This window comes from Halostagnicola alkaliphila (genome assembly GCF_055379965.1).
On the sequence record NZ_AP043825.1, the window covers coordinates 110,123 to 135,918 of the forward strand.

Here is a 25,796-nt window from a genome sequence, read left to right on the forward strand (position 1 = left end):
CTCGACAGACGAACGAATTGTTACGGAGAAAATCCTCGCGCTTCAGCGGCATGGCGAGAGCGAAGCTCTCGCTGTCGTTCGAGAGACGTACGTCTCTCGTGACTAAGCGGAGCTTCGCTCCGCGAGGTCGTCGGCGCTTTACGCCGACTGCTCGAGGGATCGGAGATCCCTCGCTGTCCGCGAGACCGGAGGTCTCGCTTGATGACGAGACGCGGAACGTCCCGAACCACAACCGAAAAGCTCCGCTTTTCGAGGACGGGGAGGATGTCAAGGTATCACCGACGCTCGAGAAGACACGATCCAAGAACGGAAAATGGGGGGATTGGTTCGTCGATTGACATCCTCCCCGCCCGCAGGGACCAGACGCAGGTGAGCAATCGCTCAAGCAGGAGCTTTCTGAGCATGCTTCTTCGTGTCAGATCGTATCGATCTTGACGCTGCTGCGAGACGTTCAATTCGGCGTCTCATTGACGATAACGCGTACGATATTGACGTTGTCAGACCACCGTGGCTCCTCTACATCCTGATTGACAACGATCTCATCTCAAAGCCTGAATTTTGCGAGGCAACCGTGGAGATGATTCGGACGGAAGGTTGGACTGGGTACGAGGTTGTGAAGAACGCGTGGACCAGTATTTCCGTTGATTGTTCCGAAATCCTTAACGGAGAATATGGTGACGCCCTTCCACCAAGATGAACCGGCATATTGTGCCAATCTGATCAGTACAGGTGAAGCAAGTAACGCAGTGCTGGTTACCCTCTATTGACGCTATCTCTGTTACATTGGAGGTGAGACAATTCCAAGAGTGGCAAGGAGTATCCAACCGCCCCAGAACACTGCCCACAGTACGACACCAATTGCGATCCATTTAGGGACGTTCCCCGAAAGATCGGGGGTCTCAGATGGATAGTACGGTGATAGTGGGTTGTTCGGCTTCTTATCGCCCATATTCGAGAGTATATTCCAGAAGAAGTTAAACACCATACATTATCGGATTGAGAGTATGGCATAGATAGCGGTAGGTTCGCGCACCTACTAAGTGGTTGTTCCACTGCAGATAGTGTGGAAATAGTAGGATTTCAACAAAGCCACAAAAGGGCAAACTGGCGTATTGGTAGCGCAAGTCCCACTGATAGCTCTTATCGAGTAGGAGATCCAATATTCGTTGAACTGTCGTAACCTATATCGAGAGAACAGGAAGTATACAAACTGTAATATCCAAACGCTGCACAAATCGAAGATTTGTGATGAACGGAAATCTTTGATTCGCTTGACTAGGGATTCGTCGCCTGAAGGCGGAGGAGGATGTCAATTGAACCCGATGGCTTGATCACCATCCCACGAAATCCGTTTCAGCATACTGGGGATTTGGTCCAGTCTCCTGTGGAAGATCGCTCCTGGGTGGCTATCAATGGTTTCAGCGGATTTTCGAGCAACAGCAGACTGCCCTTGATTGATTTGCACGTGAGTTGGTCCGAGGTTCGGATGGTCGTCATCTCGATGCCAGCCAAGCATGAACGATCGCTCCGGCTCGATCCAGTTGAACCAGTACCAAGAATTACTGTTCTGCTTTGGGTCCGTAAATCCAATTTCAATGCGTGCATCGGTTGACGGGTAGGTGGGATCGTCGAGAATCCATTGTGTCTTCGTAGATCCGACTACACGGTAACTCCCTGATTCCCGTGGCTCAGCCAGCCGAAACTCAACGGTGTCAAATCGATTATCATTCTGCAATTCACGGACGAGGCGGATCCGGTGAAGTGTGCGCATCCCAGGCCGCATCCAATTAACGAGAAATAGAGGAATAGAGATCACCTATGTGGTGGCAGTGAATAGCGGTCATACAGTAATTGGCGTTTCTCCGTTTGATTGAGACAGTTGGGAGAGATCATCATAGAGTTGCAGAGCGTTTTTCAGGAGTCGAATCTCCAACTCGAGTGCCCCCCACGTATCGCTGACGTTCCGTATCTCTCGCATTTCTTCGGCAGAGACATCATCGTTGGTCAACTGCTCTCGCAACTCTTGTGCAGAGGGTGCGCCGTACTCCTCCGAGAGATCCTCTACTTGCTCTTGATACTCTTGGAGTTGTGATTCAAGCTCCGACTTTGAGTGGTCTTCGATGAGTTGGAGAATCTGGTCGAGGAACTGTTGGACTGGATTCGGCTCATAGAGTCCATCGTCCCTTTCGTGGACTTTGTTTTCCGTCTTAAGTCGGTCGACCTCGCTATCGGCGGTCTCCCACGCAACCTCCGCTTGTTCTGCGATATTATTGATAGTCGTTGGCTCGTTGAGCGTGTCAACCACCATGCGGACGCGCTCACGTCCACTCGTTTTTTCCTTCCAAGATCCGGGTTGTGAGGTCATTAGAACACATACGTGGCCAAAACTCAAATAATTTGCCCACTTCTCGATAATATAGACACAGTTACCTACCTCTTCAGAAGAGTCAACCCCAACTGATGGTTACAGTTTTGATCAGAATCGACAACGACTGCGAATATGCAGAGTTAGATCACCATTCTCATGCATGATATGTAGAGTGAGACGTCATGCTTGATGACTTCCTCTGCTCGTGGAATGTTCCTAAAAACTGCATAGTATGCACACAGTGACGCCACAATAGCGGGACAAACGACTGCAGCTCCAAGACCAAATGCTCCAGCAGCGATCGCACAGGGGACACCTGCGCTAACTCCACAGCCTACTGAACAAAGCGCTGAGAACACATCGATACACAGGTCACAATTTTGAGTGACTGCTAATTGATTCCTCTCTCCCCGACGAAAGCCACGAGGTAAACTGGTGGGTCGACGGCGAATCCACCGGGGCCTGGATGGGGCCATGGACGAGCGCGTACTTCGCCGAATTTGGGCGGTATTTCCACATGTACACGTTCGATTCCGCGGGAACGTACAAGGTCGCTGCGTCGGTGGCTCGACGGGGGAATAGTGGATTCGGCAGTGGGGACGAAACCCACGCCACGTACTGGGACGTTGCGGTATCGAGCGGCGGCAAGGGGTCGCCGTCGATCGAACACCGAAGCCCGAGCGAGGAGACCCTCGAGATTGACCACCTACGGAGTCAATCCAATTTTCGGGGGATATTCTTAACCGAGTTGACCGCGAAGATGGAGTATAGCGCTGAGATGAACGACCTCACTGATCCACGCCCACCGCTTCCAGATTGGATCTTGAACACGTACGAAATCCTGACTGCTCACAGTCGCAACGCAGAGGACTATCAAGACGGACAGTCGATTCCGCGTGAGGACGCACTCGAGGTCCTTCGTAGCTCTGAGGAGTTAGACCTCGAAGAGGGAGATGCGGCCCATGCACTGTCCCGGCTGATCGATCGAGGCTATCTCTACGAAGTTAACGGTGAGCTTCGGGTAACGATGCCTGAGAACTAACGAGACCTGTACTGAATCTGTCGACGCATGCATGTTCGTCGGTACTCCCCTTGGCTCCGTCTTCTCTGCAGAGAGGGTCCAGATACCATAGTTACTGATGTCTCAGTGAACGGTGTCTCACTGCTGTTGTCGCTTGAGAAGTTCGAGGAACGTCTCGATATCCTCGGCCGAGGCCGATGATTGGCCGAACAGACTCTTGAATCGGTGATCGAGTCCACCCTCTTCGATGAACGCGTGTGCGTCACTGAGCTGTTCCCGAAGGGCATCAGCATTTCCACGATGTAGATGAGACTCGACCATGCACAGGTCGATTGATGGAATTGCGGCGAGAACATCAGTGAGATCCGTTTTCCGGCCACTATGGAGCTTTGCGGCAACGAGCACCTCCCCATTAGCTGCTCGTGCAGTCGTTGACCGGGTCCCTCCCGAAATCGTCGCTGGGGAACTGTGCTTACACAGATAGTCGAACGACCACTCTGCTTCGGTCTGCCGACAACCTAGACCGTTCACGAGGATGTCCACGCCGACCGGGTGGGGCAGTCCCTAGGTTCGTTCAAAGAGTTCGATTTCACGGTTGTAAATGGACTCTTCCGGTGGGACTTTGAGATCCGCCTGTCGTTCGAAGTCGCGTGCTTCGAGGAAAGCAACGACTTCGTCATAGTCGTGCGGGGTGATGACGAGATCGAGATCGGTCGAGAATCACGTCTCAAACTGACTGATCGCGTACCCGCCAACGAGGACGAATTCAATGTCTGACTGCTCCAGTTCTTCGAGCACTTCGATGAGTGCTTCACTGCGGTCTTCTTGACTCATGGTCAGGCTGACTCCATCCGGTAGGTTGTGTCAGTGTCGACATCGTCGTACATTCGTCCGAGCATATCGAGTGCCGACTCGAAAGTCGCGTAATACTCGTTCGCGAACGCCACGGTTTCTTGGAGTGGGATAACGGGTCGTCCGTCGACCATCTCCGTCTTGATCTGGGGTCGCGGCTCCAGGACGACCTGTATAGCTCCATCGAGGTCTTCAGTGGATTGTCGTTCCTGTGTAGTTGGAATCCCGAATCGAGTGAAGAACTCCGTCCAAGCATCCAATTCAGACTCGTGAACGGCGACGAACAGTGGATAGTCCTCTGGATCGCGAGCGACTTGATAGCCACCTCGAGTCCAAACATAAACCGCATCGATGGCGGTGAACGCGTAGTCCATCCCTGCGAACTGCGGGAGGATGTACGTTTCTGAGATCGACGGTGGTGAGGTAGTTGCTGCTGTGGCCAGAAACTCGAGTCCGATATCTCGGATCGTCTGATCGACGAGCTGGAGGCCATCATCGTACACGACGTACCCAGCCTCCTCAACCCGGTTCACGACTCGACGGATAGTCTCCCGGTTCTCATCGATCTTCCGTGCGACGCCCGAGATGGAGTCACCCGGATCAAGCGCGAGGATTACCTTGAGTTCTTTCTCGCCACATACTTCGTACATCCTATGGTCGCACAATTGTGTGCAACACTCAAAAGAATTACTCTTCGTATGGGTCTGCAGCTAGATTGACGTGTCTTCGCTTAGTCACACCACAAAGAAAAATTGGTTCTCAGGTCACTTCCCTACTAGAAGAAGCAGCGAGAGTTCCACGGGTCACTGACCCGTGGTCGTTTACTGCATGCCGGTGTGTACGGACGATTGTTGTCTCGTTCTACGGACATCGAGGTATCTGCCCGCGCTTCCCATATCAACTGTCGAACGCAAAAGATCGAGTCTCAATTGGATGAACGTGCCTCTGAAAAGTGCGTCCGGGAAGAAGATGAAATTATGTTAACCGGTCTGTTAGCAACAACAGATTCCCCCCATCCTCCCCGTTCGCACTTGTATGTCTCGATCGCATTGGTATTAACCTTCTCGCCAGTTTGACATACTAATTCCTGTTGGAAACCAGTTTCAGACTTTGTTCTCTGCAAAATGCTACGCCCGATCCCAAAAATGAGAAAACGCCGAATGGGACTTGTATCGGCGCATAGGGGCCCAGCATCACCCCTCGAGCGTGGCCTCGAGACAACTCACGCCCGGCTCTGTATCGGCGCTGACTGCTATACACTTCAAACGCGTGATCGTCGAGCGCAGATAGTGTTTGACCGCGGGGCACTTGCCGGCAAGCGTCCGGCCCGCGGATCCCGCTGGTCCAGACGAAATGATCGTAGACAGCCGTTCTCCCAATTGGAGGGAAACGTGCTGCTAGGAATCATCGGCAAAAACACATCGATAGAGGTGTCTGTTCGATATTGGTCAAGAATATCACCAAGTAAAACTAGTTTGTCGAGCAAAAAGTTTCGAACTGTGATTCGACAAATCAACGCAACACGAAGAAGGCATTACGAATTGTTCCGAACCTGAGCCTTAACAACGCTCTCTACTTCTTCGTGTGAGACCATATCGATCCTCGAGTCTTCCTCAAGCGTCTCGAGAATGGTTTCAGGACGTTCTGCGAACTGAAACTCGAGGAACATTCCGGAGCTTGGGCCGTGACTCCGGCGCTCGAAATCGACGAGCGAGTACGTCGTCATCTCCTTCATCTTATTAACATAGGTCTCCTGGTGATACTGGTCAGCGCCGATTGATTCAGTAAGGAACTGATAGACACGGTACCCGGTGGTGCTTCGAGCTGTTTCATCGTCCACCTCGGCCGCAACGGCCGCACTCGCGTACAGGCAAAGCTTCTTTTGCGTACTGATACCCCGGACGACTTCGAGAACTCGGTTCTTCTCGACTTTGTCCTGTGCTTCGCGAACGTGGTCCTCGCGAACGCGATCGTCGCCCTCCCGTTCCGCTAGCTCGCCGGCGACTCGTATGAGATCAATTGCTTTCCGTGCATCGCCGTGTGTCTGCGCCGCAAATGCCGCAACTAGCGGAATAACGTCATCATCGACGACGTCCTCGAAGAACGCATCTTGTCGATGGTGGAGGATCGACTGGAGCTGATTCGCATCATAATCATCAAAATGGACATCTTCTGGAGTAAACGAACTCAAGGCGCGACTTCCGACAGATTCCATCATTTTCGTGTCGTTGGAAATGGCAACAACGGAGATATGAGCGGTCAGTTCATTGTTTGCTCCAGCTCGAGAGAGTTGATAGAGGAGTCGAGAGAAGGCTGGTTCTTGTTTATCTCTCCGACCGACAAGCATGTCGAGTTCGTCGAGAACGAATACGGCGGAATCGAAGTTTTCGTTGACGATACGATACAGTTCGTCCCACTTTTCTTTCGTCGCAACGCCATGCTTCGGGACTGTTACCTCGGCGCTAGCTTCGTCCGCCGCCTCACACGCGAGTTCGTAAATGGCAACCCCAAGAGTGTCTAGGTCTTGGCAATTAACCTCGATCGTTCCAAATCGAAGATCTCGCTTTTTACAGATTTGGCCAATATTCTTACAGACTGCTTTCGTGATGAGGGATTTTCCGGTCCCTGACGGACCGTAGAGAAAGAGGTTTGGGGGACGATTATCGCCAAGGGCGACACGGAGCATCTTGGTTACTTCCTGAAGTTGGTGATCGCGGCCAACGATTCGATCTTCGGAAACGACGTGATTTGGATCGAGGAGAGACCGGTCACGGATGAGTCCTGCTTGTTCGTCGAACTCGAGTAACATATCTTCGATTGATTTTGGATCGGCCGCCGGCTCACTGCTAGTAGATGATGGCTTGGAATCCGTTTTTTCCTGGTCGGACAAACTAGTAGAGTTATCAGAAGGAGGACCGTCTTCCTGTGCTTCCGTTTTAGTATCTGAAAGAAAATCAGATTGCGTTGTCTCCGTATAGTCTGAAAGCTCCTCTTTCTCCCGAGAACTCTCAGAGTCGTCAGTGACCATGCTATGGTAGAGTCCGTCAAGGGTCAAAAGTGTTGCCAACCTCTGTCGATGTGTGATCCGGCGTTTGAGAGTGTGATTTCACCAGATATTGCGATTTCAAAAATGGAATAAATACCATAGACACGCTGTTAACGATGTGTCTGTCAAGACGGATCGAGGAAAAGAGATTGTTAGGCGGGGGGAGAGACACCCCTCTATCGATGTGTTTCTCTATAGAATCCTATGGAGAGAAATCTCATAGAAGAGGTTGGTTCCTCAGCGGCACTCGAATCAATCACCGCTGTACCGGATGTTGAGAGCAGAATTCAGGCACTGAGAGAAGGAATTATAGATCCGCCTTCCAAGAACGGAAAGGATTGACCGCTAACACATCGAACACATCGATAGAGGTGTGTGTGAGTGTTGTTCTAGAAAGCTAGAAGAAGAAAGAGTGAACGTGACGATCGAAGACAAACTCTCAGGACTTCTCGGCGCTAGTTGCTGTCTCTAAGCCTCTCAAATGGTTTTCCCTCCCTTTTTGTCAGTCAACACCCCACCCCTCTCTCGAGGGCGCGAACACATCGATAGAGGGGTGTGTCTCTGTTTTCCTCTCTGGTTTTGTTGACATCTTGCACTGCTTGACGCTATGTTTTTGGTTCACCACAGCGAAGGAGAGATGTGGGACGCTACCATCCGAGAACGCACGATACGTTCATCAAGTGTGATACAGCCCGATGTGGCGCAAAAAACGCACCGGAAGGAGCTGCAGAGTATTCTTCTGCTTGTTGGCGATGCGGCGAATCGCTGAGTGGGAAACCCGAACCAGGTGAGACCATCACTGTTGATATCGTCGACGAGAAACCTGATGGGACCCTCGTTTGTAAGACGGAAGGCGGATTTGTTCTGTTTCTCGAGGAAGATATCTCTGCGATTCAGACTACAGTCCGTGTGACTTCTGTTGATGATACATACGGCCAAGCAGAACTTGTCGATACGGAATCGTAGCTGTGTGCAACTCAATGAAGTACCTCTGGGCTTGTCCCCGAGGTGCTCGCCCTGCTTTCCTTGTAGAAAAGCCGGATCAAATGGAGACACAACTGGTCAAAACACATCGATAGAGGTGTGTCCCCGGTGCCCTTGAGGAGATTTGCATAATTAATAGCTGTTAAGGGTTTTCCTATTTCTCACGCACTGATGCTAACTAACGAATGAGTTGAATAGATGTCGGTAATTTTCTCTCTAACAAATTCAGATAGAATAGGTTATCGAGAGTGTACGAGTTTTAGTGTGAGTGACAATGACGGCGCAGGATACCCTTGATCCAAACACATCGATAGAGGTGTGTCCTTTTCTCGAAAATCAGTTTTCGGTCCACTCACTTCAGTTGAGTTCGATACCGCCGGGTTTGCTTCTCAAATACTCTTTGTTCGGATAGAACGTATCGCCATCTGCTATGATTCGTCGCGAGTTGCTAAGATTTGCTCTGGGACTTCATCAATATGATCAAGCGCTACCTTTAGAACTGCATCGTGGACTTCTCGAGTCTCTTCGTCTCGAATTTCCATCCGGCGAAGTTCTGGTGTCACCTGAATACCGAGTTTGTCCTCGAGTTCATCCCAAGTTTCGTCGCGGGCATACAGTGGCTTCTGACGGACTTCACTATATTCGAACCCGGGGCCGGACTTTTCTGGCGGCTTCGATTCTGTGGTTGTTTCTTGTACAGGTTCGGATTGCACTGATTCCGCTTGTGTCGTTGAGTCAGTGTCGGAACTCGAGGTCGACTCACTCTCGTCTTCAGTATCGTCACTTTCGTTGCTCTCAAGATCATCAAACGGATTGCTCATTTCACCTGCCCTCCGTTTGCGACTATTTCAGCGAGTTCCTGATAGTATTGTATCTGGTCGTTGTCCGGATCGTAATCTTGCAGTGGTTGGTCTTCTTGAAGCGAACGGGATAATGCAGACCGGTGTCGAATCCCTGGCTTTGGTGTTTGAATCTCACCGGCATCAATTTGCTCAAACTCCTCCGCTGTAATACGAGCAAAGGATGGGACTGCCTCTTGGAGGGGTTGACCCTCGTTGACTTCGTAACTCGCCGTATTCAAATTCTCGAGAAGTTCCCGATCCTCCGTTTGTTGGTCGATTCGGTCCGAGAGTTTGTTCGGAATTACGGCGAGTACGTCAACGTCGATGTACTCGCGTGCGGGTTCGATAAGTCGCTCCATCGTTCTCTTGTACCCACCGATTGCACTCGACCCTGGTTCGATTGGTATCATGACGTTTCCCGACGCGACGAGTGCATTGTTGTTGAGCATGCCCGGGTACGCTGGACAGTCAAAGACGACGTAGTCGTATTCCTCACCGAGGAGCGGATCGACTATTTTCGATTTGACTCGAGCCGACCCCTGCATCGCGCCCGCGAGATCCTTTTCGACGTCTTCGAGGGTATTTGACGACGGGAGTAAATCGAACTGGTGATCTGTTGATTGAATAATGTCGGCTGGGGTTGCGTTGCCCTCGAGGATTACGTCTCCGAGATTCGTGTCGCTTTGATAGGCCTCCCTAAATCCTAGCCCATTGGTCGCGTGCCCGTTTGGGTCGAGGTCAGCAAATAGTGTTCGGCCATGTTCTGCAAGTTGCCGTGCAAGATTCATGGACGTCGTTGATTTTCCAACCCCACCTTTCAATATTACTACACTCACTGCCTGTGGCGTGTCTCTATCTATTTCCATGTTTAAATCTGCGCACTCCCTATCCATAATAGGTATCTATTGTGCCTATTGTAGCCTTGGGAGATTTCATTGCTGGACGAGAGATTCATGACAGTTGATGGGCTTAAAACTACCGGGAATAGCTACTAAAGGTACAATAGGTGACTTAGGAAGGTTTTGTATTGAAGGCAGCTCATCTATTGGAGCTATTGGAGCTATTGGAGCTATTGGGTCTGTTTGGTCTATTGAGTCTGTTGGGCCTACTGGGTCTATTGAGTCTGTTGGGCCTACTGGGTCTATTGAATCTGTTGAAGGTGTAGGAGATGTTGGAGCTATTGAGGATACCATGTCTCTCGTCTCTGTTGTGGGGGTGGGGGCTATGTGCCTACTGCAGCTGATGTACCTATTGTGGAAAGTGGGGTCGATATACGAATTTTCAACACATGCTTATCCGAAATTTCTATTCGAGTTCAATACCTTGGTCTCTGAATCGCTTTTCTCTACGTGTCCCGGCCGTTCGTCCGAATACTGCGGTCACACGCCCACCTCTTTCCATGTCTTCTTCAGGTGGGATCTATATGGGGCAGATAGGAAAATAGGTTAAACAGGCAACTCAGTAGAAATAGGTGACTATTCTACCTATTGTGGCTCAGCTCGCATGTATTCGGTAGCTGTCTTGGCTAAGGTAACTATTGGAACTTCGGGAGCTATCCCCACTCTGGTAACGTTCAGATTGAGGATCCTCGATCGTGAACGACGCTCGCGATTTTTTGTACTATCCAGATGATCAGATCAACCTATATTGCCTCGAGTGTGGCAGTGACATCGATGTTTACGGAGAATCGAGGAGAAAGCCTCGGCTTCACGCGGGGAGGATGTCAAGTGTCACTGATGCCGTTTAGGTAACTCTCATTGGCTACCATTATCTAGAGGGTGTCATAAAACCGATCCCACGCAATCTGGATTACTTCTTTCGAGTAGTACAGGGCATTCACGAATCGTCTAGTACTGTAGCTATCTAGCTTGTTGACATCCTCGCCAAAGGCTTTTTAATGGTATTATGAGTTCTCCCATTCAATTCATGAGCAAGTCAGCGGAGCCGGATTTTCAGTCGCTCGTTGACTACCTTGATGGCATAGCTATCTGGATCGTTTCTGATCTGGGAGAGTTTGAACACGTCAGTGCCGGTGCCGAGGATATTTGGGGTATCTCCGCCGAAACCATTCAGGATGACCCGTCCAACCTGCTCGATCAAATCCATCCGGAAGACGTTAAAACAGTTGTGTCACATATGGAAGCAGCTCCTCAGCAAATCTCTGAGGAATCATACGAGAGTCGATCTGTTCATCCAGATGGGACAGTACGGTGGGTCCATACAAGACAAATTCCGATACGAGATAGTGATGGCACTCTGCAAAGAATTGCCGGTATTTGTACGGATATTACAAGTCAAAAGCACCGTGAGCAAGAGTTTGAAGCACTCAACCGCGTTCTCCGTCACGACATTCGTAACGATTTAAGTATTCTCCTCGGGTGGGGCGAATTGCTTGAAGCGTACGTCGATGACGACGGAGAAGCCATATTAGAGAAGATGATGTCGGCTGCAGATCACGTCGTGGAACTTACCGAGATTGCCCGGGATTACGCCAAGACCATCGCAAATCGTGCGGAGATGGAAATCAAACCGGTTTCACTCCGTGCCATCCTCAAACAAGAGGTTGAACTGCGACGCGAATTTTTCCCACAAGCGCAGTTCACGGTCGTTGGCGAAATTCCGGATGTCGAAGTGAGAGCCAACGAGATGCTTTCTTCTGTCTTCTGTAATCTCTTGAATAATGCTGTACAGCACAACGATAAGGATGAGCCTGTCGTTGAGATCCGTGTCGAGCAACGGGACGAGAACGTGACCGTTCACATCGCGGATAACGGCCCAGGAATCTCCACCGAAATGAGAGATTCACTTTTCAAAGAAGGACAGAAAGGGATAAACAGTTCAGGAACCGGTATTGGACTCTATCTTGTAAAAACCTTACTCGAGCAGTATGATGGGGATATTACGGTCACGAAAAATGACCCAACAGGGACAGAATTTCACGTTGAACTTACTCAACTCGGATAGTCTTCTCGCCGGTGAATAACTCGTCCTACAGCCTTACTTACCGATTACTCTCCGTGAGAGTTTGTGGAATAAATACCGTGGGAATACGTCTATGATGCCCCTTGTCTTTCCTTATCCGTAATAGGTATTCGTCTGGTTCTGAGAATAGGTACCTACTGCAGGTAGGCAAGCTACCTCGTATGACTAAGGTGACTATTGTGCCTGAATTAAATTTTCCGGACGATAGTGCATTGGTAGTTTTCCGGACGATGGTGCCTTGGTAGTTCCTGAGGTAAGTTCTGCAATTGTGCGAGTGTCGTCCTCATCCTCAGGGCCTCATAGCTGTAGTCTCGTCCGAGCGGGCTGATCTGGGCTTGCAATTCTCTCTTGATCACTAGTCAGCCACGACCAATTCTGTATACTCTATACCGCTATACTGAACAAGGTGGTCTGACGATCCCAGAGTTTCGGAGGATAGGTCAGTTTTAGATTGAATTTTCCCCAATCATCGAGATTATCCGCCAATATGAGACAGTCTTGAATGCATATGGGCGAATTGGCAAGATGAAGCTCGAATTTTGGAGTTGCTGAATAGCGTTTCCACTCCCATACAGCTACCTCGGTGAGAATGCAGCCGATTAGTCAGGCGGAATCAACGCCGAGACGATTAGCTCTACATACTCGCCGGCGGTCAAGATCGGTGCGTAGTCCATCTCTCCGTCAACACCGGCTTTCAGCAGGAAGTCGGTGAGCCGCCAGATATTGTACAGCAGCACGGCAAACACGAAGTAGAACAGCCGTACCCGATAGTCCTTCGAGGAGGTCTTCGCGAGGAAGTCATGCTTGATACTCTTGTATTCGTTCTCGATCTGCCAGCGGCGGCTGTACCGTCGACAGAACGTCTCTGCCTTGTCCGGTTCAGCCTTAAGATTCGTCGCGAAGACAGCTGTTCCATCGCCTTTCGTTGACGGTACATACACGAACCGCATCGAGTGGCTTCCTGTTTCGACGCTGACGGAGGCCGATTCCACGGCGACTTCCTGTTCGTCGTCGTCCATCGTCTCAATGACCTCCCGCTCCGTGCTGTTGATCCGTTTCGGGATCAGATAGTTCACTCCGAGATTCGAACACGTCTGTAAGACCTGCTGGGAATCGAACTCGCGGTCACAGAGTACCGTCTCGATGGGGACGTGTTCCTGTGCTCGCTTCACCAGGCGTCGGACGACACGGTGAATCTTGTTCGGTGGATTTCTGTCCCATTCCGAACTCTCTCGAATCGGTTCTACACCGAGTACCAGCGGGATGTTCTGCCCAACGATCGACAAAGTCGCGAATTTGAACGCCCGACGCTCCTGCTCTTTCGTCCCGCTAACCATCGACATCCCCTCAACGTCGCCGTAGTATGGAATGGTCGTGATGTCGATCGCGGCTGCTACCGGCCGGCGAAACGACGCTTCAGATGCGATGACCGAAACCAGCCGGTCAGTCGCCTCATCGAATCCGTCAATGAGTGTCTCCAAATCAAATTGCTTGATTGCTCGGAGGTGAGTATCCCCGTGTGGACCGTAGTCGGTCCCACGCCGATATTGGAAGCGTGCTGCGCCCTGTGATGTCCCACAGCCGACATCCCCATGAACGTTTGCAACTCGAAGAACTGCGTGTCCCCATACGTAGCATTCGCGGCGCGACCCGAGTCGAACTCGTTGAAGCCGTGGTCCCGTGCGAGGCGCGTGGTTCGGTGGATTTGTTTGTCAGTGAATCCTCGACCAGCTGCCCCATCGTCCTTGGGAGAACGATTTTTCTCGTCGACAACCTCACTTTTCGGCCGGACAGCAGGAGCTGAGAACTCCCGGTCGTGGACCTCTTTGACGACGAAGTGGGAAGCACTCCGAACGAACTCTCGGACACCGTCGTTGAAGCGATTGCGCCATGTTCGAGACAGCACAGATTCATCAGGGATGTGATCCAGCCCGAATAGTTCGGCAAGTTCTTGATACCGAGCCAGCGCTCGATAGCTCTCACCCGTGATTTCCCGGTAGATGAGGAGTCGAACCATCCCGAGAAACGAGTCCGGGGCAGGGTGCCACTCTGGATAACTGTCATCGAGATATTCGGTTCGAATCGTACTCTCAGCGATGCTCGATTGCAGCGAGTTGCCTGCTTGAAGCTGTTCAGTAATTTCGATTCCCGTACAGGTATCAGTCATTCGGCAGGCATGGTCCGAGAGCTGATCCAGCGAGTCAGCCATCGATTCACGATCGTATCGGGGTGGTAGAAGTGGTTGAGGATCCTACCTGTCGTGTCCCGTTCCTCATGAATTTGTTGACTCAAGACGTATTCTGGAAATGGAACGACGGGTTCTGGTGAATCGCCATGCAATGCTTGATTTCACTGTGTCACCGCTCGCTTGATGTTGTTGACGACACATTTCATGACGAGTTCTCGAAATTCTTGATACCAGGTTTGCGCACGCACAGCGACGCCGTGCGTGCGCTTGATCGCCGAGAAGGGGCCTCACACATCGATCGCTGGCGGTAACGAGGCCCATCGATCACGCACGCAACGCGCGGGTCGATGGGCCGGAAGATTCAATGGTTGATCAGTGGTCTTATGCCCTCGTCTCTGAGTTTTCGCGTAATTGCATCCAGTCGTAGCCTTTGGCGAGGCTGTGCAGATCGCCTGTGTTGCGGCAGGCGACCCGCCAGCCGAACTGTGTATCATGCGGTTTCCCGGTCGTACAGTGAACGTCGAGGACAGCTTGCATCGCCGTGTCAACGAGAGCGGTCGCTTTCAGTGTTTGAACGCGATAGTTTGTCCGGCGGTAGTAGTGCTTGCTGCCGTTCTCACGGTGGAATAGCATGGCGTCGTGCCCAGCCACCAAATATATAGGTATATTTAATATATCCCAATCCGACAATAGTGCTTATAGAACAATTCTACAGTCATTCAGTCATATGTGTGGAATTCGACTTCTTGCTCGAGAAGTTCGTCGGGAATCCCAGGAACTTCATCGGAACGGACTGGACCCTGTTCCTCGATGATGTCGAGATCACGGGGAAATTCACGTAACTCGAAATGCAATGAAATACCAGCCTTTGCTCCTTCGCCCAATGCAATCGGGAGTTGATTATGCCCAGGTGTCAGGTCTCCCACTGCATAGACGCGATCGACTGTTGTCTGCCCGTGATCATCGACGACGACCGTCCCATCATCGTTGACGTCACAGCCGAGGTTGCGGGCCAGACCGTTGTTGTATTCGGCACCATACATGGCGAAGCCACCCTTGTACTCGCGAACCATGCCATCTTCGAACTCAAGGGCTGCTAACCAGCCATCTTTGTCGTTTTGAACGCCAGTGATGTCCTCGTGAATGATATCGATCGGATGGTTCGAGAGCATCGTTGCCGTCTCGTCGCTCCATTCAGGGCTATCATTGCGAGTGAGTAGATCAACATCGTCGGTGAAGTTCAGCATGATCGCAGCTACGTGTGCAGCGCTCTCCCCGTATCCCATGACGTAGACGGATTCATCGACGAACATGTAGGCATCACAGTGCAAGCAGTAGTGGAGTCCACGACCGGTCCGCGGTAGTGGCGGTTCTGGGCGGACATCGTTGAATCCCGTCGCGAGAACAATGTACTCTGCGCGATAGTCAGCATTATTCCCGCAGAGACGGATCGAACCATCCTCAGTACTGTCGCAGGAGACGAGTAGATCATTGTGGATATCGCACCCGTACTCTCGAAGTTGGTCTCTCCCGACCGAGAGAAATTCGTTCCCGGATGTCTCCTCCGTGACACCCAGTAAATTGTGGACTTCTTGCATCATCGCTGCGCGTCCACCGCCGCGATCGACGACGGCCGTTCGATGACCGAGTCGCGTCGTATACAGCGCTGCGGTCATTCCAGCCGGACCGCCTCCGACGACAAGAACTTCGTAATCGTGAACAGTTGAATCAGTAGCCATCGTCTCTTCGTCCGATATCGACACATAAAATGGTGGTTCGAAATCGGCGTGATATTGTGGATACAGTGACAAAGCCACCGAGTGAGATCTCGTTCTTGAATTCTATAGACTTACTGAGCAGCCGTTCCTAATCTAATAATTCGTAGAATGCATGTTTCCAGCTACAGAGGAATCTCAAATGCGGCCTCTTCCGTTCGCTCGAGCGTCTCGAGGTGCGCTTCGGCATCGAGTGCTGCCATGCTGCCGGTTCCGGCAGCGGTGACCGCCTGTTGATAGTGCGGATCAGCGAGGTCGCCGGCGGCGAAGACGCCCTCGACCGCCGTCTCGGTCGTCGCGCGGCCGGCGTCGTCCGTACGGGTGCGGAGATAGCCGCTCTCGTCGCGGTCGACGGCGGTCCCCTCGAGGAATTCGGTGTTCGGTGTGTGGCCGATGGCGTAGAACACGCCGCCGACATCGACGGTCTCTCGGTCGACGTCGACGCCGGTCGCGGCCTTCTCCGCGGGATAGCCGTCGGGATGCGAGATGAGCGTTGCGCTGGTGACGCCCTCCTCCTGCGAGCCGTGTATCGTCTCGAGTTCCGTATTCCAGCGGAACTCGATGGTCTCGTTGTCGCGGGCGCGGTCGGCCATGATCTCGGAGGCGCGCAGTTCCTCGCGACGGTGAACGATCGTCACATTATCGGCGAACTTCGCGAGGAAGAGCGCCTCTTCCATCGCCGAATCGCCGCCGCCGATCACAAGGATGTCGTCACCGCGGTGGAACGCGCCGTCGCAGGTCGCACACGTGGAGAGCCCGTAGCCCATCAGTTCGTCTTCGTTCTCGGCGCCGACCCAGCGAGCGCTCGCGCCGCTCGCGACGATCAGCGCACGCGTTTGCAACGTGTCGCCGTTCGAGAGTTCGAGTTCGAACGGCCGCTCCGCGAGCGTCGCGTTTTCGACAGTGCCGTGAGTGAACTCAGCGCCGAAGCGCTCGGCCTGGTCCTTCCCGTTTTGGATCAGCTCCATCCCGCCGACACCCTCAGGGAAGCCGAGGTAGTTCTCGACGTCGGTCGTCAGCGTCAGTTGGCCGCCCGGTTCGGGTCCCTCGAGCACCAGCGGCTCGAGGTCGGCCCGTGCGGCGTAGACGGCCGCGGAGAGGCCGGCGACGCCGGAACCGACGATCACTACGTTGCGAACGTCCGCGATCATGTCCGTTTCCTTGTTCATTCGGTGTATCTCTCGATCAGGCTACGGAGTCGGTCTTCCGGCAGCGCGCCGGACTGCTGTTCGACCTGCTCGCCGTCAGCGAAGAGGGCTAGCGTTGGCACACCCCGAACGCCGAACGAGCCCGCGAGTTGCTGGTGTTCGTCGACGTCGACCTTGGCGATCACGGCCTCGGTCGTGTCCGCGAGCTGCTCGAGGGCGGGATTGAGCATCTGACAGGGGCCACACCAGTCGGCGTAGAAGTCCACGAGAACGACGTCGTGCGCCGTCGTGACGTCCTCGAGGTGGCTTCTCCCGTCGATGTAGATCGGTTCGTCGAGCGATTCTCCGGAGGCACCGCGTGCATCAGTTGCCATCACCACTACGTATGGACTGATAGTGTTTAAAGGTTTTGTGAGAATTGCACAATATGGGTGCCATAGTAGAGGCTGTCTTCATTCTCCACACTACGACGAACGAACCGATCCGTGGACCGCGCTAAGTAGAGGTTCGGTGAGGATGATTGAGGAGATGTGACAACGCTTTCGTCGGTCGAACCGTCCCGATCGGTTTTGCACAGTAACCTAACAACCGCTCATTCGACAGAGTCGGCCGACCGATCTGAAATACCCGCGTCAAAGCGGGTGAAATACCCAACTCGCGTTCCGACGCGCGCGTCGAATGTCAGTCCTCGCTGTTCGACACGGCGTCGCAGCCCTTCGAATCCGACGAAGTGCGGGTCGGGGAGAGACTCACCGATGACGAGTCGACCGTCGGGTTTCAAAACCCGCTCGAGTTCGTCGAGGGCTTGCTCTTGGTCAGGAATTTCCCCGAGGACTAAGATCAGATACGCAGCGTCGAACGTGTCGTCCGGATACGGAAGCGATCGTGCGTCGCCGCGGATCGGTTCGACGTTCGGGTTCCCTTCCTGTCGCATTCGCGTTCGGACGTGTTCGACCATCTCCGATTGGACGTCCACGGCGTGCAGTGTCCCCGACGGTTCGATTGCCCGTGCGACCATCCCGGTATAGTAGCCGGTTCCCGGTCCGACCTCGAGAAGACGTTCACTGGGCTGGGACTTGAGTACGTCGCGCAGCCGGGAGCGAGTAATGACCGGACGGGGGAAGTTGATCGCGTGGCGCTGGGCGTACGGGCACGGTGATGGGTTCGATCGCCACCGAAGGGCGTATCCGAGTCCGGCGAGCAGCGTGAGTCCGAGCAGGGCGGCGATCGCTCGTACGGTACGACGAGAAACCATAGTACTCCCTTCATCGTGGACGGACTACAGTCTTCCTCAAACTGACGCACGTGCTGCAGGTTTGCTGGTGCTACCCCAACTACGACCGTTCTCGAAATCAGTGGTACAGTATGTCCTATACGCTTCGTACACAAGTCGACGGCGAGTTTGACGACATCGTCGAGAAAACGATCGACGCCCTTGAGGACGAGGGGTTCGGCGTGCTCTGCGATATCGACGTCCGGGAAACGCTGAAAAAGAAACTCGACGAGGACTTCCGGCAGTATAGAATCCTGGGTGCGTGCAATCCGCAGTTGGCCCATCAGGGACTCGAGCACGATCTCGAACTCGGGACGTTGCTCCCGTGTAACGTCGTCGTGTACGACGATGACGACGGCGTCGTCGTTAGCGCGGTCGACCCGCAGCGTCTGATTGGTGTCGCTGACGACAACGAACTCGACTCGATCGGTGACGATGCTTACGAACGCTTCGAACGCGTTCTCGAGTCGTTATAGTTCGGGTCCGGTGCAGCCATTCATGATCGCTCCTATTGTCCCAACCGAAGGACGAATTTCGCAAAGAGAACAGGGCAGGAGGTGACTGGAAGGATTCCAATGTAGAAGACGTGCCACGGAACCGCTGATCGACCGTACAGAACCGATTCGAGTCTGACTGCGCGAACTAGGCCGCGCAGTTATTTGGCCCTAACTCGAGTTCCGTCGCCTCGGACTCGTCCTCGGGTGGCTCCGAACCCGTGTTGATCTCGATCACGCGTTCGTAGTTCGGTGGCTTGTCGGGCGCATTGTCGACCAATCGGTCCACGAACTCGTCCTCGTCCAGTCCCAGCAGGTCGAGGTTGTCGCGGAGGTCACCTAGTCGAGCGCCGATCAGTTCGCCAGGCGAGCCGACCTCGTATCGGTTGTCCTCCGTGACCGACACGTGGCCCGGAAGGATTCGCGTCTCCTCCGGTAACTCGAGGATGGTGTCGTGAATCGATTCGTATAGCAGTTCGGCGCCGCGTGCCGCATCCTCGTCACCGAATTGAAGCTCTGTCCGGCCGACGGACTCGACGAACAGCGTGTCGCCGGTCAGCAGCGCCTCGTCGTCGACGAGGTAGTTGACCATCTCGGTCGTGTGCCCCGGCGTGTGCAGCGTTTCGATCCCGATCTCACCGAGTTCGATCGTCTCGCCGTCGGTGAGGGGTTCGTAGTCGTACTCGACGCCCCGCTCGCTCGCGTGTTCTCCGAGATGGTAGGGGACGTCCAGCTCCGCCGCCAGTTTCGGTCCGCCCGAGATGTGGTCGGCGTGGACGTGAGTGTCAAGGACGCGCTCGATCGTGAGTCCGGCCTCCTCGGCGACGATCTTGAACTGGTCCGTCTGTCGCGTCGGATCGACGACGACGGCCGACTCGGCGTCTCTCGAGCCGACGACGTAGCCGAGACAGCCCTTCGCCCGTCGCTGCAGTTGCAGGACGACGAGGTCGTCGTTTTCGGTCTCGACGGGAACGACCTCGTAGACTTTGCTCCAATCCTCCATACCGCCCTTCACGACGGACACGTCGTCGTAGCCGTGTTGCTCGAGTTCGAAGCTGAACGGCGTCGACGTAAGCCCCTTTCCACAGATCGCGACTACTGTCTCTCCGTCCTTGGCCTCCTCAACGCGCTCGAGTTCTTCGTCCCCGATCTCGTTGTCTGGACCGAACGGGATGTTCTCGGCGCCGTGAATACGCCAGCCCTCGTAACTATCTTCAGGGCGCGTATCGACGAGCGTGAACGACTCGTTTGAGTCAATCATATCCGCGAGCCGTTCCGGGGAAATTTGGTTCACCATTGGAATCTCCTTACAATACTATCTGGTGCGAGGCCGCCGATAGTTCTCATCCCTGCATAGGCATCCTCGGCTACCGGTACGGATTTCGCCCGCTCTCGGGGAAGCGGGTCCCGGTTGGGATTAACCGCGTCTCGCAGTACTCATCTCTGCCCGCGTAATCAACCCCCGGTTGGACGTACGGGTACGGTCCGTCAGCGGGCGTATTCTGGACCCATCCGCCGTTGTCGGGCGTCTGGACGAGCGTCGTCTCCTCGTAATCGATCGGCGAGTAGTCCTCAAGGTAGTCGACGACGACGTCAACCGGAACGACGCCGTCTTCAATGTCGATGTCTTGGAACGGGAAGCCGCAGTTTCCGAGATCACGTTCGGGATCACCGGGACGGGTAAACGTCGCGATCGAGTAGCGCGCTTCGGGATCGACCGGTTCCCCGTCGACGACGAGATCGACGAGTCTGCGTTCGCGTTTCGCGGTCGGATCAATGATCACCTCCACGTTCGAAGAGTAGTTCCGGACACGACCGTCCTCTTGCTCGTAAACGTACGGTGTGAAGTTGTCAGTAAGGAACGCCTCCATGTGGTTCAGCAGCTGCTGACCGTACGCTTCGCCACGGGCCACCGGTGCGGTCATCGGAAACGCTTGATATAGGTGCTCGAGCGTTATCTCGCCGGCGGGAACTGCTGGACCGTAACGGAAGCCGTGGGTGACCGCTAATTCGGTGCCGAAGTACGTTCGTAGTGCGTCGGCGAACAGCGCGTTCCAGTCGCTCTCGAGGAACGATTGTCGATCGAGCGACGCCTCCGTCCTACCGACGACTGTGTCCAGCGGCCGCTCGAGGGTTCCGTCTCCTCGCTCGTAGGAAGTTTCGTCGTCGAAGAACGGCGATCGAATATCCGCAACCGTCCGTTCGGCCACCGGTGCCGGGTTGGATGTGTAGTCGTGGTCTTCGGCGAGACAATAGAGGATGTGGCGAAATGCGACGCCGTCGTCATCGATGTGGAGGTCCACGCGGCCGAGTCCGTCGCCCGTTCCTGATTCGACGACGAGCGTCTCCGTCTTATCGATCAGGATCGGATCGTGAGTGTACTCGTGAGTATGCGCACTGAACAGAACATCGATACTCTCGATGTCCTTCGCCGCTTGGACGGCCCACGGCAGTCCGATCTCGGTGACCGCGAAGACGACATCGGCACCCTCGTTGCGTACGGATTCTGCGGCTTCCTCGAGCAACGCTGGGTGTTTTCCGAACCGGTACTTTCCCTCATGGAACGCCGGCGCCATACGGTCGACGTAGACGTTCGTCATCCCGACGATTCCGACGTCGACGCCGTTCGCACGTTCAATCGTGTAGGGGTCGAACAGCAACCCGTCCGCATCTGGCCCGTAGAGGTTGTTCGCTAACACCTGCGCCTCGAGTTCGTCCATCAGGTTCCGCAGGTTCCTGTCCTCGGCGGCCTCGTTTCCAAAGTCCCAGTTCCCCGGAACGTACACGTCCGGATCGACGTGCTCGGTTATCGGTTCTAGCATCGCCCTGCCCTTCGTGTACGTCGTCACCGCGGTGCCGTGGAACGTGTCGCCGCTCATCAGCGTAAGCGTCTCATCGGTAGCCGAGCGGATATCTTTGAGTTTGCCGGCCAACAGCGGGATCCCGCCGCCGCGCCGGAGGATCCGGTCGTCGCCACCGAAGTCGAAATCGGGGCTCGATTCGGGATTATCGTAGTAGACGTGATATTCGGGAACGAGCTGGCCGTGCAGGTCGCTGACGTGGAGACAGACTACGTCCGGTACTTGTCCCTGATCGTGGTCAGCCGCGTCCGATCCGTCGAGCCGTTTCCACTCCTCCATGTATTCCGTGTCGAGATCCATGCGATGCTCTTTCACATCCTACGAGAGCATGTACTCAAGCCGTTACCCTGCATTGTGCTCCCGCGATTCCCACTCTTGCTCAAGTCCGTCGAGCAGTCGATCGATGTCGTTTGCAGTATTGACTGCGTGGACGGACGCTCGAACGGCGGTCGGAGATGGCAGTGCTCGAACGACGATCCCGTCGGCAGCCAGCCGTTCGACCGTCGTCGCCGGATCGTCGACATCGATGGTCACGAGCCCCGACTCCGGCACTGAGGGGCTGAGAAGACGGTCAACGGGGACACCGTCTACTAGTCGACCGGCGAGACGGCGGACGCGGTCTTCGATCTGGTCGATCCCGACTTCATCGATCACGTTGATTGCTTCCCGGAGCGCGACGTGGGGTGCCGGGTTCGCTGATCCAACTTCGAACCGATGTGCGCCTGCTGCGTACTTGTAGGGATCGTCGGATGGCGTCTCGACGCTTCGATAGCCGACCGTTCGCGGCTCGAAACCCTCAGCGACGTCACGGTCGACGTAGAGGAAGCCGCCGCCCCACAGCCCGAGCAGCCACTTATGGCCGGCAGCAGCGACCGCATCAGCACCCCACTCCGCGACGTTCATTGGTAGTTGTCCGGGGACCTGTACGGCGTCGACGAGCGCAAGCGCACCAGCGTCGTGGGCTCGTCGGGAGACTCCCGTCAGCGAAACGACCTAAAAGCGGTTCGAGGAGAGTGAGAGTACGGACAAGAGCGAAGAGAGTAACGGCCGGAAGACGATTAGCTCTGTGCGGGCATCTCGATGTCGGCCTCTGCGTGTTCGTACTTGTCCTCGAACTCTTGGATGAGCTGCCCCATCTTCGCGTACCAGTCATTGAGCTTTCGCTGCATGTCGTTCGCGATCTGGGTCGGGTCTGTCGGGTAGTAGACGTGGTAGTAGCCGCCCTGCTCGTAGTTGATCTGCTCCTTCTGGATGAATCCGCTCTGGAGCAGGCGCTGAATCGATCGGTACGCGGTCGAGCGCTCGCGGTCGACCCGCTCGGCGACCTCGTCGATCGTCAGCGCTTCCTCGCTCTCGACCATTACGCGAAAGCAGTCCTTGTCGAGTTGCTTGAGGCCGTGGATACACTCCAGCAGCCCCTCGCACTCCATGTCCTGCTGTAGTTGCTCTGCCATTGAGTCAGCCATTTAACTATCACGTGATAGGGACCGCGACGATATAAGGATTGTGCGAATATTGTACAATCTCGGTGAGCCGATATCTGAATGGGGTGAGTGGCGTCTACGGCGTTAGTTCGTGGACGTCGTGGACGCGTTCGACTGCGCTCGCATCGTCATGATCGTGCTGACGATCACGGCCCCGCTGACCATGAACGCCGAGAGCAGGATCAGTGCAAAACTGACCGTATTCAGTACGTCCATTCCGAGGTAGTCGCCCGCCTGACGGAACGCGACGGCGATCGAACCACCGACCAGCATCAGTCCGAAGTAGATCTTGATGTCGTCTTCGTCGACGATGCCGGTCGCGGCCGAGCCGATCCGGGCGCCGAGCGCGCTCCCCGCAAGTAGCGGTGCGACGATCGAGAGATCGACGCCGCCGTTGAGTCCATAGGTGAACGCGCCGAACCCGCCCGAGAACACGATCTCGAAAAGGTCGGTCCCGACCGCGACGGGAACCGGGACGCCGATGAGGTAGACCATCGCGGGCATCTTGATGAAACCGCCACCGACACCCAGGAAACCCGACAGCAGACCCGTGGCGAACGCGACGACCAGAATCAACCAGAGCGAGACCTGGATCCCACCGGCAACTGTCATCATCGGCGGGATACGGTAAGACTGAATCCGCTTCGCGAGGGGCGGAATCGCGTCCGGATCGATCTCCCCGTCGGACTCGTGGTGGCTGCTACTCGAATCGTCTCCGCCGTCGTTTACGAGCGCATTTCGGGTGACGAATAGCCCGACCGCACCCAACAGGACGACGTACGTGACGCCGATGGCACCGCTGGCGAGTCCCAATTCCTCGAGATAGTACACTATCCGACTCCCTACCTCGATACCGCTCGTCGTCCCGACGATCATCAGTCCGCCAAGTTTGTAGTCGACCTGGCCGAGGTCGCGGTGTTTCAGCGTCGCGATCATGGCCGTCCCGAAGACGAAGGCCATGCCGCTCCCAACGGCGACTCTGGCGGGATACCCCATCACGAGTAACGCCGGTGTGACGAGGAACGAACCGCCCATGCCAAAGAAGCCGAATAGGACGCCGACCATGAAGCCGAAGCTTACGAACAGTGCGAGCGTCATCAGGGCGATTCCGAATAACTCCATCTATGCGCGTGTGATTTTCTCGACGATCGGCGCTGCGACTCGCTCGAGCGCGCCGTACCCGACGTAGAGGACGAACGCCTCGAGGAGGACGGCGCCAACGAGGGCGCCTGACTGTACTGCTGACGAATACGCTGCGAGGTCGATCATCGATACCGACCTCCGTCGCCCGATTGTGTGCGGAGCATAGGTTTCTACTCGGTATCGTCTATCCGGAGGACGGATATAACACTTTTGGGAATTCCGTACAATATTACTGCAGTCTATCTCACGGCTATCCAACGAGAATATTCCAGTAAGTTATACGGAGCCGAGGAACGAACCGACGGAGACTCCTTCCGCTGGCGCGCGGTCGGAACGCTGTGTCAGCGGATTCGTGGCGAGACGGAGTCGGCGTCGCGATACCTACGGATCGGTTACGACTGATAACTCGGAGTAGGTATTGGTTTACACAAACAATATTATGCGTCCGAAGCCTACGACCGGTATGATAGCGATCTGTGCGACCGATCTCTCGGCCGCCAGCGAGGCGACGATCGAGAGCGAGACCTGTCTCGAGTGTCTCGGCCGAATCGGCGTCGAGGAGATCCACCTCGTGACCGTGATCCCGTCGAACGTCCACGCGGGGATGCCCGGTATCGACTTCGCAGCGCGACGCGAGCGAGCGCTCGACCGCTATCGCAGCGTCATCGAAGACGCGGGCTTCGACGTCGAAGCACACGTCGTTCGCGGGACGCCCCATCGACGCATCAACGGGATCGCAGAGGCGGTCGGCGCTAGCCTTACAGTCATCGGCTCGCGCGGAAAGAGTCCGCTTGAGAACCGCGTTATCGGATCGACTGCACGCAATCTCGCGCGGACGACGATCGTCCCACTGCTAGTCAACCGGATCGAACGCGGGGCGGACGAGCCAGCCGTCGTCCGCGAACACCTGTTTCGGCGGATGCTATTCGCGACGGACTTCTCGGAGAACGCCGAGCGGGCGTTCGAGGCGTTCTCGTACCTCCGTCACGCGACACAGGAGGCGACGCTAGTCCACGTTGAAACGCCGAAGGATCCGGCGCTTCCAGAGGGCGCCGACCCCGAAGCGCGACTGGCGGAGTTGGCAACCAAACTCGAGGACTGGGAGATCGAGACGCGAACGGCGGTCCGTCAAGGTGATCCGGCGGACGAGATTCTCGCTGCGGAAGTCGAGTACGAACCGACGACGATTCTCGTCGGCTCGCGCGGTCACAGCAGGCTCCGCAGACTCTTGCTCGGGAGCGTCTCTGAAGATATCGTCGCACGGGCGGACAGCAACGTTATGCTCGTTCCGCCGGATCGAACGGCGTAACGAGGGCGAACCGTCGGCTCACTCGA

General features: G+C 54.9%; 24 protein-coding genes and 5 pseudogenes. 8 read left to right on the forward strand and 21 right to left on the reverse strand.

Annotation, left to right across the window (positions count from 1 at the left end; genetic code table 11):
• The first annotated feature begins 98 nt into the window (after positions 1 to 98).
• Both ACZ5C7_RS02695 and ACZ5C7_RS02700 read left to right on the forward strand, forming a co-directional pair.
• Positions 99 to 338, forward strand: coding sequence for a hypothetical protein (locus ACZ5C7_RS02695; RefSeq protein WP_464375074.1), 240 nt, complete (start codon positions 99 to 101; stop codon positions 336 to 338).
• Positions 339 to 404: 66 nt separating this feature from the next.
• Positions 405 to 697, forward strand: a pseudogene (locus ACZ5C7_RS02700) (hypothetical protein); the annotation flags it as partial.
• An 81-nt stretch (positions 698 to 778) separates the two neighbouring features.
• On the opposite strand, the gene ACZ5C7_RS02705 reads toward ACZ5C7_RS02700, so the two are convergent.
• The 3 genes from ACZ5C7_RS02705 to ACZ5C7_RS02715 form a co-directional block, all read right to left on the reverse strand.
• Positions 779 to 985: a hypothetical protein gene (locus tag ACZ5C7_RS02705; RefSeq protein WP_464375075.1), complete on the reverse strand. Its 207-nt coding sequence runs from the start codon at positions 983 to 985 to the stop codon at positions 779 to 781.
• A 324-nt stretch (positions 986 to 1,309) separates the two neighbouring features.
• Complete coding sequence (locus tag ACZ5C7_RS02710) at positions 1,310 to 1,771, reverse strand: hypothetical protein (RefSeq protein ID WP_464375076.1); 462 nt, start codon at positions 1,769 to 1,771, stop codon at positions 1,310 to 1,312.
• Positions 1,772 to 1,840: 69 nt separating this feature from the next.
• Positions 1,841 to 2,365 (reverse strand): DUF7342 family protein, encoded by a 525-nt coding sequence (locus ACZ5C7_RS02715; protein WP_464375077.1) that lies wholly within the window; start codon positions 2,363 to 2,365, stop codon positions 1,841 to 1,843.
• A gap of 469 nt (positions 2,366 to 2,834) precedes the next feature.
• Here ACZ5C7_RS02715 and ACZ5C7_RS02720 point away from each other — a divergent pair, with 469 nt between their 5' ends.
• Positions 2,835 to 3,410, forward strand: a complete 576-nt coding sequence (locus tag ACZ5C7_RS02720) for a hypothetical protein (RefSeq protein WP_464375078.1) — start codon at positions 2,835 to 2,837, stop codon at positions 3,408 to 3,410.
• A 117-nt stretch (positions 3,411 to 3,527) separates the two neighbouring features.
• On the opposite strand, the pseudogene ACZ5C7_RS02725 reads toward ACZ5C7_RS02720, so the two are convergent.
• From ACZ5C7_RS02725 to ACZ5C7_RS02735, 3 genes and pseudogenes are all read right to left on the reverse strand, one after another.
• A pseudogene (locus ACZ5C7_RS02725) lies at positions 3,528 to 4,223 on the reverse strand (hypothetical protein).
• A gap of 2 nt (positions 4,224 to 4,225) precedes the next feature.
• The gene (locus ACZ5C7_RS02730) at positions 4,226 to 4,891 is read right to left on the reverse strand and encodes a helix-turn-helix domain-containing protein (protein WP_464375079.1); all 666 of its coding nucleotides are present in this window, start codon (positions 4,889 to 4,891) and stop codon (positions 4,226 to 4,228) included.
• A gap of 884 nt (positions 4,892 to 5,775) precedes the next feature.
• A complete protein-coding gene (locus ACZ5C7_RS02735; RefSeq protein ID WP_464375245.1) occupies positions 5,776 to 7,050 on the reverse strand; it encodes an orc1/cdc6 family replication initiation protein in 1,275 nt (424 codons plus the stop codon).
• A 441-nt stretch (positions 7,051 to 7,491) separates the two neighbouring features.
• On the opposite strand from ACZ5C7_RS02735, the gene ACZ5C7_RS02740 reads away from it, so the two are divergent.
• Both ACZ5C7_RS02740 and ACZ5C7_RS02745 read left to right on the forward strand, forming a co-directional pair.
• Positions 7,492 to 7,629: a hypothetical protein gene (locus tag ACZ5C7_RS02740; RefSeq protein WP_464375080.1), complete on the forward strand. Its 138-nt coding sequence runs from the start codon at positions 7,492 to 7,494 to the stop codon at positions 7,627 to 7,629.
• A gap of 297 nt (positions 7,630 to 7,926) precedes the next feature.
• Positions 7,927 to 8,253 carry a TRAM domain-containing protein gene (locus tag ACZ5C7_RS02745; protein ID WP_464375081.1) on the forward strand — a complete coding sequence of 109 codons (327 nt, stop codon included), beginning with the start codon at positions 7,927 to 7,929 and terminating at the stop codon, positions 8,251 to 8,253.
• 446 nt (positions 8,254 to 8,699) lie between these two features.
• On the opposite strand, the gene ACZ5C7_RS02750 is transcribed toward ACZ5C7_RS02745, so the two are convergent.
• The 3 genes from ACZ5C7_RS02750 to ACZ5C7_RS02760 form a co-directional block, all read right to left on the reverse strand.
• Positions 8,700 to 9,092, reverse strand: a complete 393-nt coding sequence (locus ACZ5C7_RS02750) for a DUF7970 domain-containing protein (RefSeq protein WP_464375082.1) — start codon at positions 9,090 to 9,092, stop codon at positions 8,700 to 8,702.
• A complete protein-coding gene (locus tag ACZ5C7_RS02755; protein ID WP_464375083.1) occupies positions 9,089 to 9,979 on the reverse strand; it encodes a ParA family protein in 891 nt (296 codons plus the stop codon). The genes ACZ5C7_RS02750 and ACZ5C7_RS02755 overlap by 4 nt, the downstream gene beginning before the upstream one ends.
• 66 nt (positions 9,980 to 10,045) lie before the next feature.
• Complete coding sequence (locus ACZ5C7_RS02760; RefSeq protein WP_464375084.1) at positions 10,046 to 10,306, reverse strand: hypothetical protein; 261 nt, start codon at positions 10,304 to 10,306, stop codon at positions 10,046 to 10,048.
• Positions 10,307 to 11,039: 733 nt separating this feature from the next.
• On the opposite strand from ACZ5C7_RS02760, the gene ACZ5C7_RS02765 reads away from it, so the two are divergent.
• Positions 11,040 to 12,077: a sensor histidine kinase gene (locus tag ACZ5C7_RS02765; protein ID WP_464375085.1), complete on the forward strand. Its 1,038-nt coding sequence runs from the start codon at positions 11,040 to 11,042 to the stop codon at positions 12,075 to 12,077.
• Positions 12,078 to 12,694: 617 nt separating this feature from the next.
• Here the strand turns inward: ACZ5C7_RS02765 and ACZ5C7_RS02770 are convergent.
• The 6 genes and pseudogenes from ACZ5C7_RS02770 to ACZ5C7_RS02795 form a co-directional block, all read right to left on the reverse strand.
• Positions 12,695 to 14,262 (reverse strand): annotated as a pseudogene (locus ACZ5C7_RS02770) (transposase).
• Positions 14,263 to 14,444: 182 nt separating this feature from the next.
• Positions 14,445 to 14,922 (reverse strand): annotated as a pseudogene (locus ACZ5C7_RS02775) (transposase); the annotation flags it as partial.
• Between the two features lie 80 nt (positions 14,923 to 15,002).
• The gene (locus ACZ5C7_RS02780) at positions 15,003 to 16,022 is read right to left on the reverse strand and encodes an NAD(P)/FAD-dependent oxidoreductase (protein WP_464375086.1); all 1,020 of its coding nucleotides are present in this window, start codon (positions 16,020 to 16,022) and stop codon (positions 15,003 to 15,005) included.
• A 161-nt stretch (positions 16,023 to 16,183) separates the two neighbouring features.
• Entirely contained in the window at positions 16,184 to 17,227 is a 1,044-nt protein-coding gene (locus ACZ5C7_RS02785; protein ID WP_464375087.1) for an NAD(P)/FAD-dependent oxidoreductase, read from the reverse strand.
• Positions 17,224 to 17,580 (reverse strand): thioredoxin, encoded by a 357-nt coding sequence (gene trxA / locus ACZ5C7_RS02790; RefSeq protein WP_464375088.1) that lies wholly within the window; start codon positions 17,578 to 17,580, stop codon positions 17,224 to 17,226. The genes ACZ5C7_RS02785 and trxA overlap by 4 nt, the downstream gene beginning before the upstream one ends.
• A gap of 218 nt (positions 17,581 to 17,798) precedes the next feature.
• A complete protein-coding gene (locus ACZ5C7_RS02795) occupies positions 17,799 to 18,461 on the reverse strand; it encodes a class I SAM-dependent methyltransferase (RefSeq protein WP_464375089.1) in 663 nt (220 codons plus the stop codon).
• A 110-nt stretch (positions 18,462 to 18,571) separates the two neighbouring features.
• On the opposite strand from ACZ5C7_RS02795, the gene ACZ5C7_RS02800 reads away from it, so the two are divergent.
• Complete coding sequence (locus tag ACZ5C7_RS02800; RefSeq protein ID WP_464375090.1) at positions 18,572 to 18,955, forward strand: DUF302 domain-containing protein; 384 nt, start codon at positions 18,572 to 18,574, stop codon at positions 18,953 to 18,955.
• A gap of 166 nt (positions 18,956 to 19,121) precedes the next feature.
• On the opposite strand, the gene ACZ5C7_RS02805 is transcribed toward ACZ5C7_RS02800, so the two are convergent.
• From ACZ5C7_RS02805 to ACZ5C7_RS02830, 6 genes and pseudogenes are all read right to left on the reverse strand, one after another.
• Positions 19,122 to 20,270, reverse strand: coding sequence for an MBL fold metallo-hydrolase (locus ACZ5C7_RS02805; RefSeq protein ID WP_464375091.1), 1,149 nt, complete (start codon positions 20,268 to 20,270; stop codon positions 19,122 to 19,124).
• A 70-nt stretch (positions 20,271 to 20,340) separates the two neighbouring features.
• Positions 20,341 to 22,134, reverse strand: a complete 1,794-nt coding sequence (locus ACZ5C7_RS02810; RefSeq protein WP_464375092.1) for a bifunctional metallophosphatase/5'-nucleotidase — start codon at positions 22,132 to 22,134, stop codon at positions 20,341 to 20,343.
• A 42-nt stretch (positions 22,135 to 22,176) separates the two neighbouring features.
• Positions 22,177 to 22,797, reverse strand: a pseudogene (locus ACZ5C7_RS02815) (aminotransferase class V-fold PLP-dependent enzyme); the annotation flags it as partial.
• Between the two features lie 95 nt (positions 22,798 to 22,892).
• Positions 22,893 to 23,300 carry a helix-turn-helix domain-containing protein gene (locus tag ACZ5C7_RS02820; RefSeq protein ID WP_464375093.1) on the reverse strand — a complete coding sequence of 136 codons (408 nt, stop codon included), beginning with the start codon at positions 23,298 to 23,300 and terminating at the stop codon, positions 22,893 to 22,895.
• Positions 23,301 to 23,402: 102 nt separating this feature from the next.
• Complete coding sequence (locus ACZ5C7_RS02825; protein ID WP_464375094.1) at positions 23,403 to 24,440, reverse strand: sulfite exporter TauE/SafE family protein; 1,038 nt, start codon at positions 24,438 to 24,440, stop codon at positions 23,403 to 23,405.
• The gene (locus ACZ5C7_RS02830; protein ID WP_273739397.1) at positions 24,441 to 24,587 is read right to left on the reverse strand and encodes a DUF7512 family protein; all 147 of its coding nucleotides are present in this window, start codon (positions 24,585 to 24,587) and stop codon (positions 24,441 to 24,443) included.
• Between the two features lie 337 nt (positions 24,588 to 24,924).
• Here ACZ5C7_RS02830 and ACZ5C7_RS02835 point away from each other — a divergent pair, with 337 nt between their 5' ends.
• A complete protein-coding gene (locus ACZ5C7_RS02835; RefSeq protein WP_464375095.1) occupies positions 24,925 to 25,770 on the forward strand; it encodes a universal stress protein in 846 nt (281 codons plus the stop codon).
• The last annotated feature ends 26 nt before the right edge of the window (positions 25,771 to 25,796 follow it).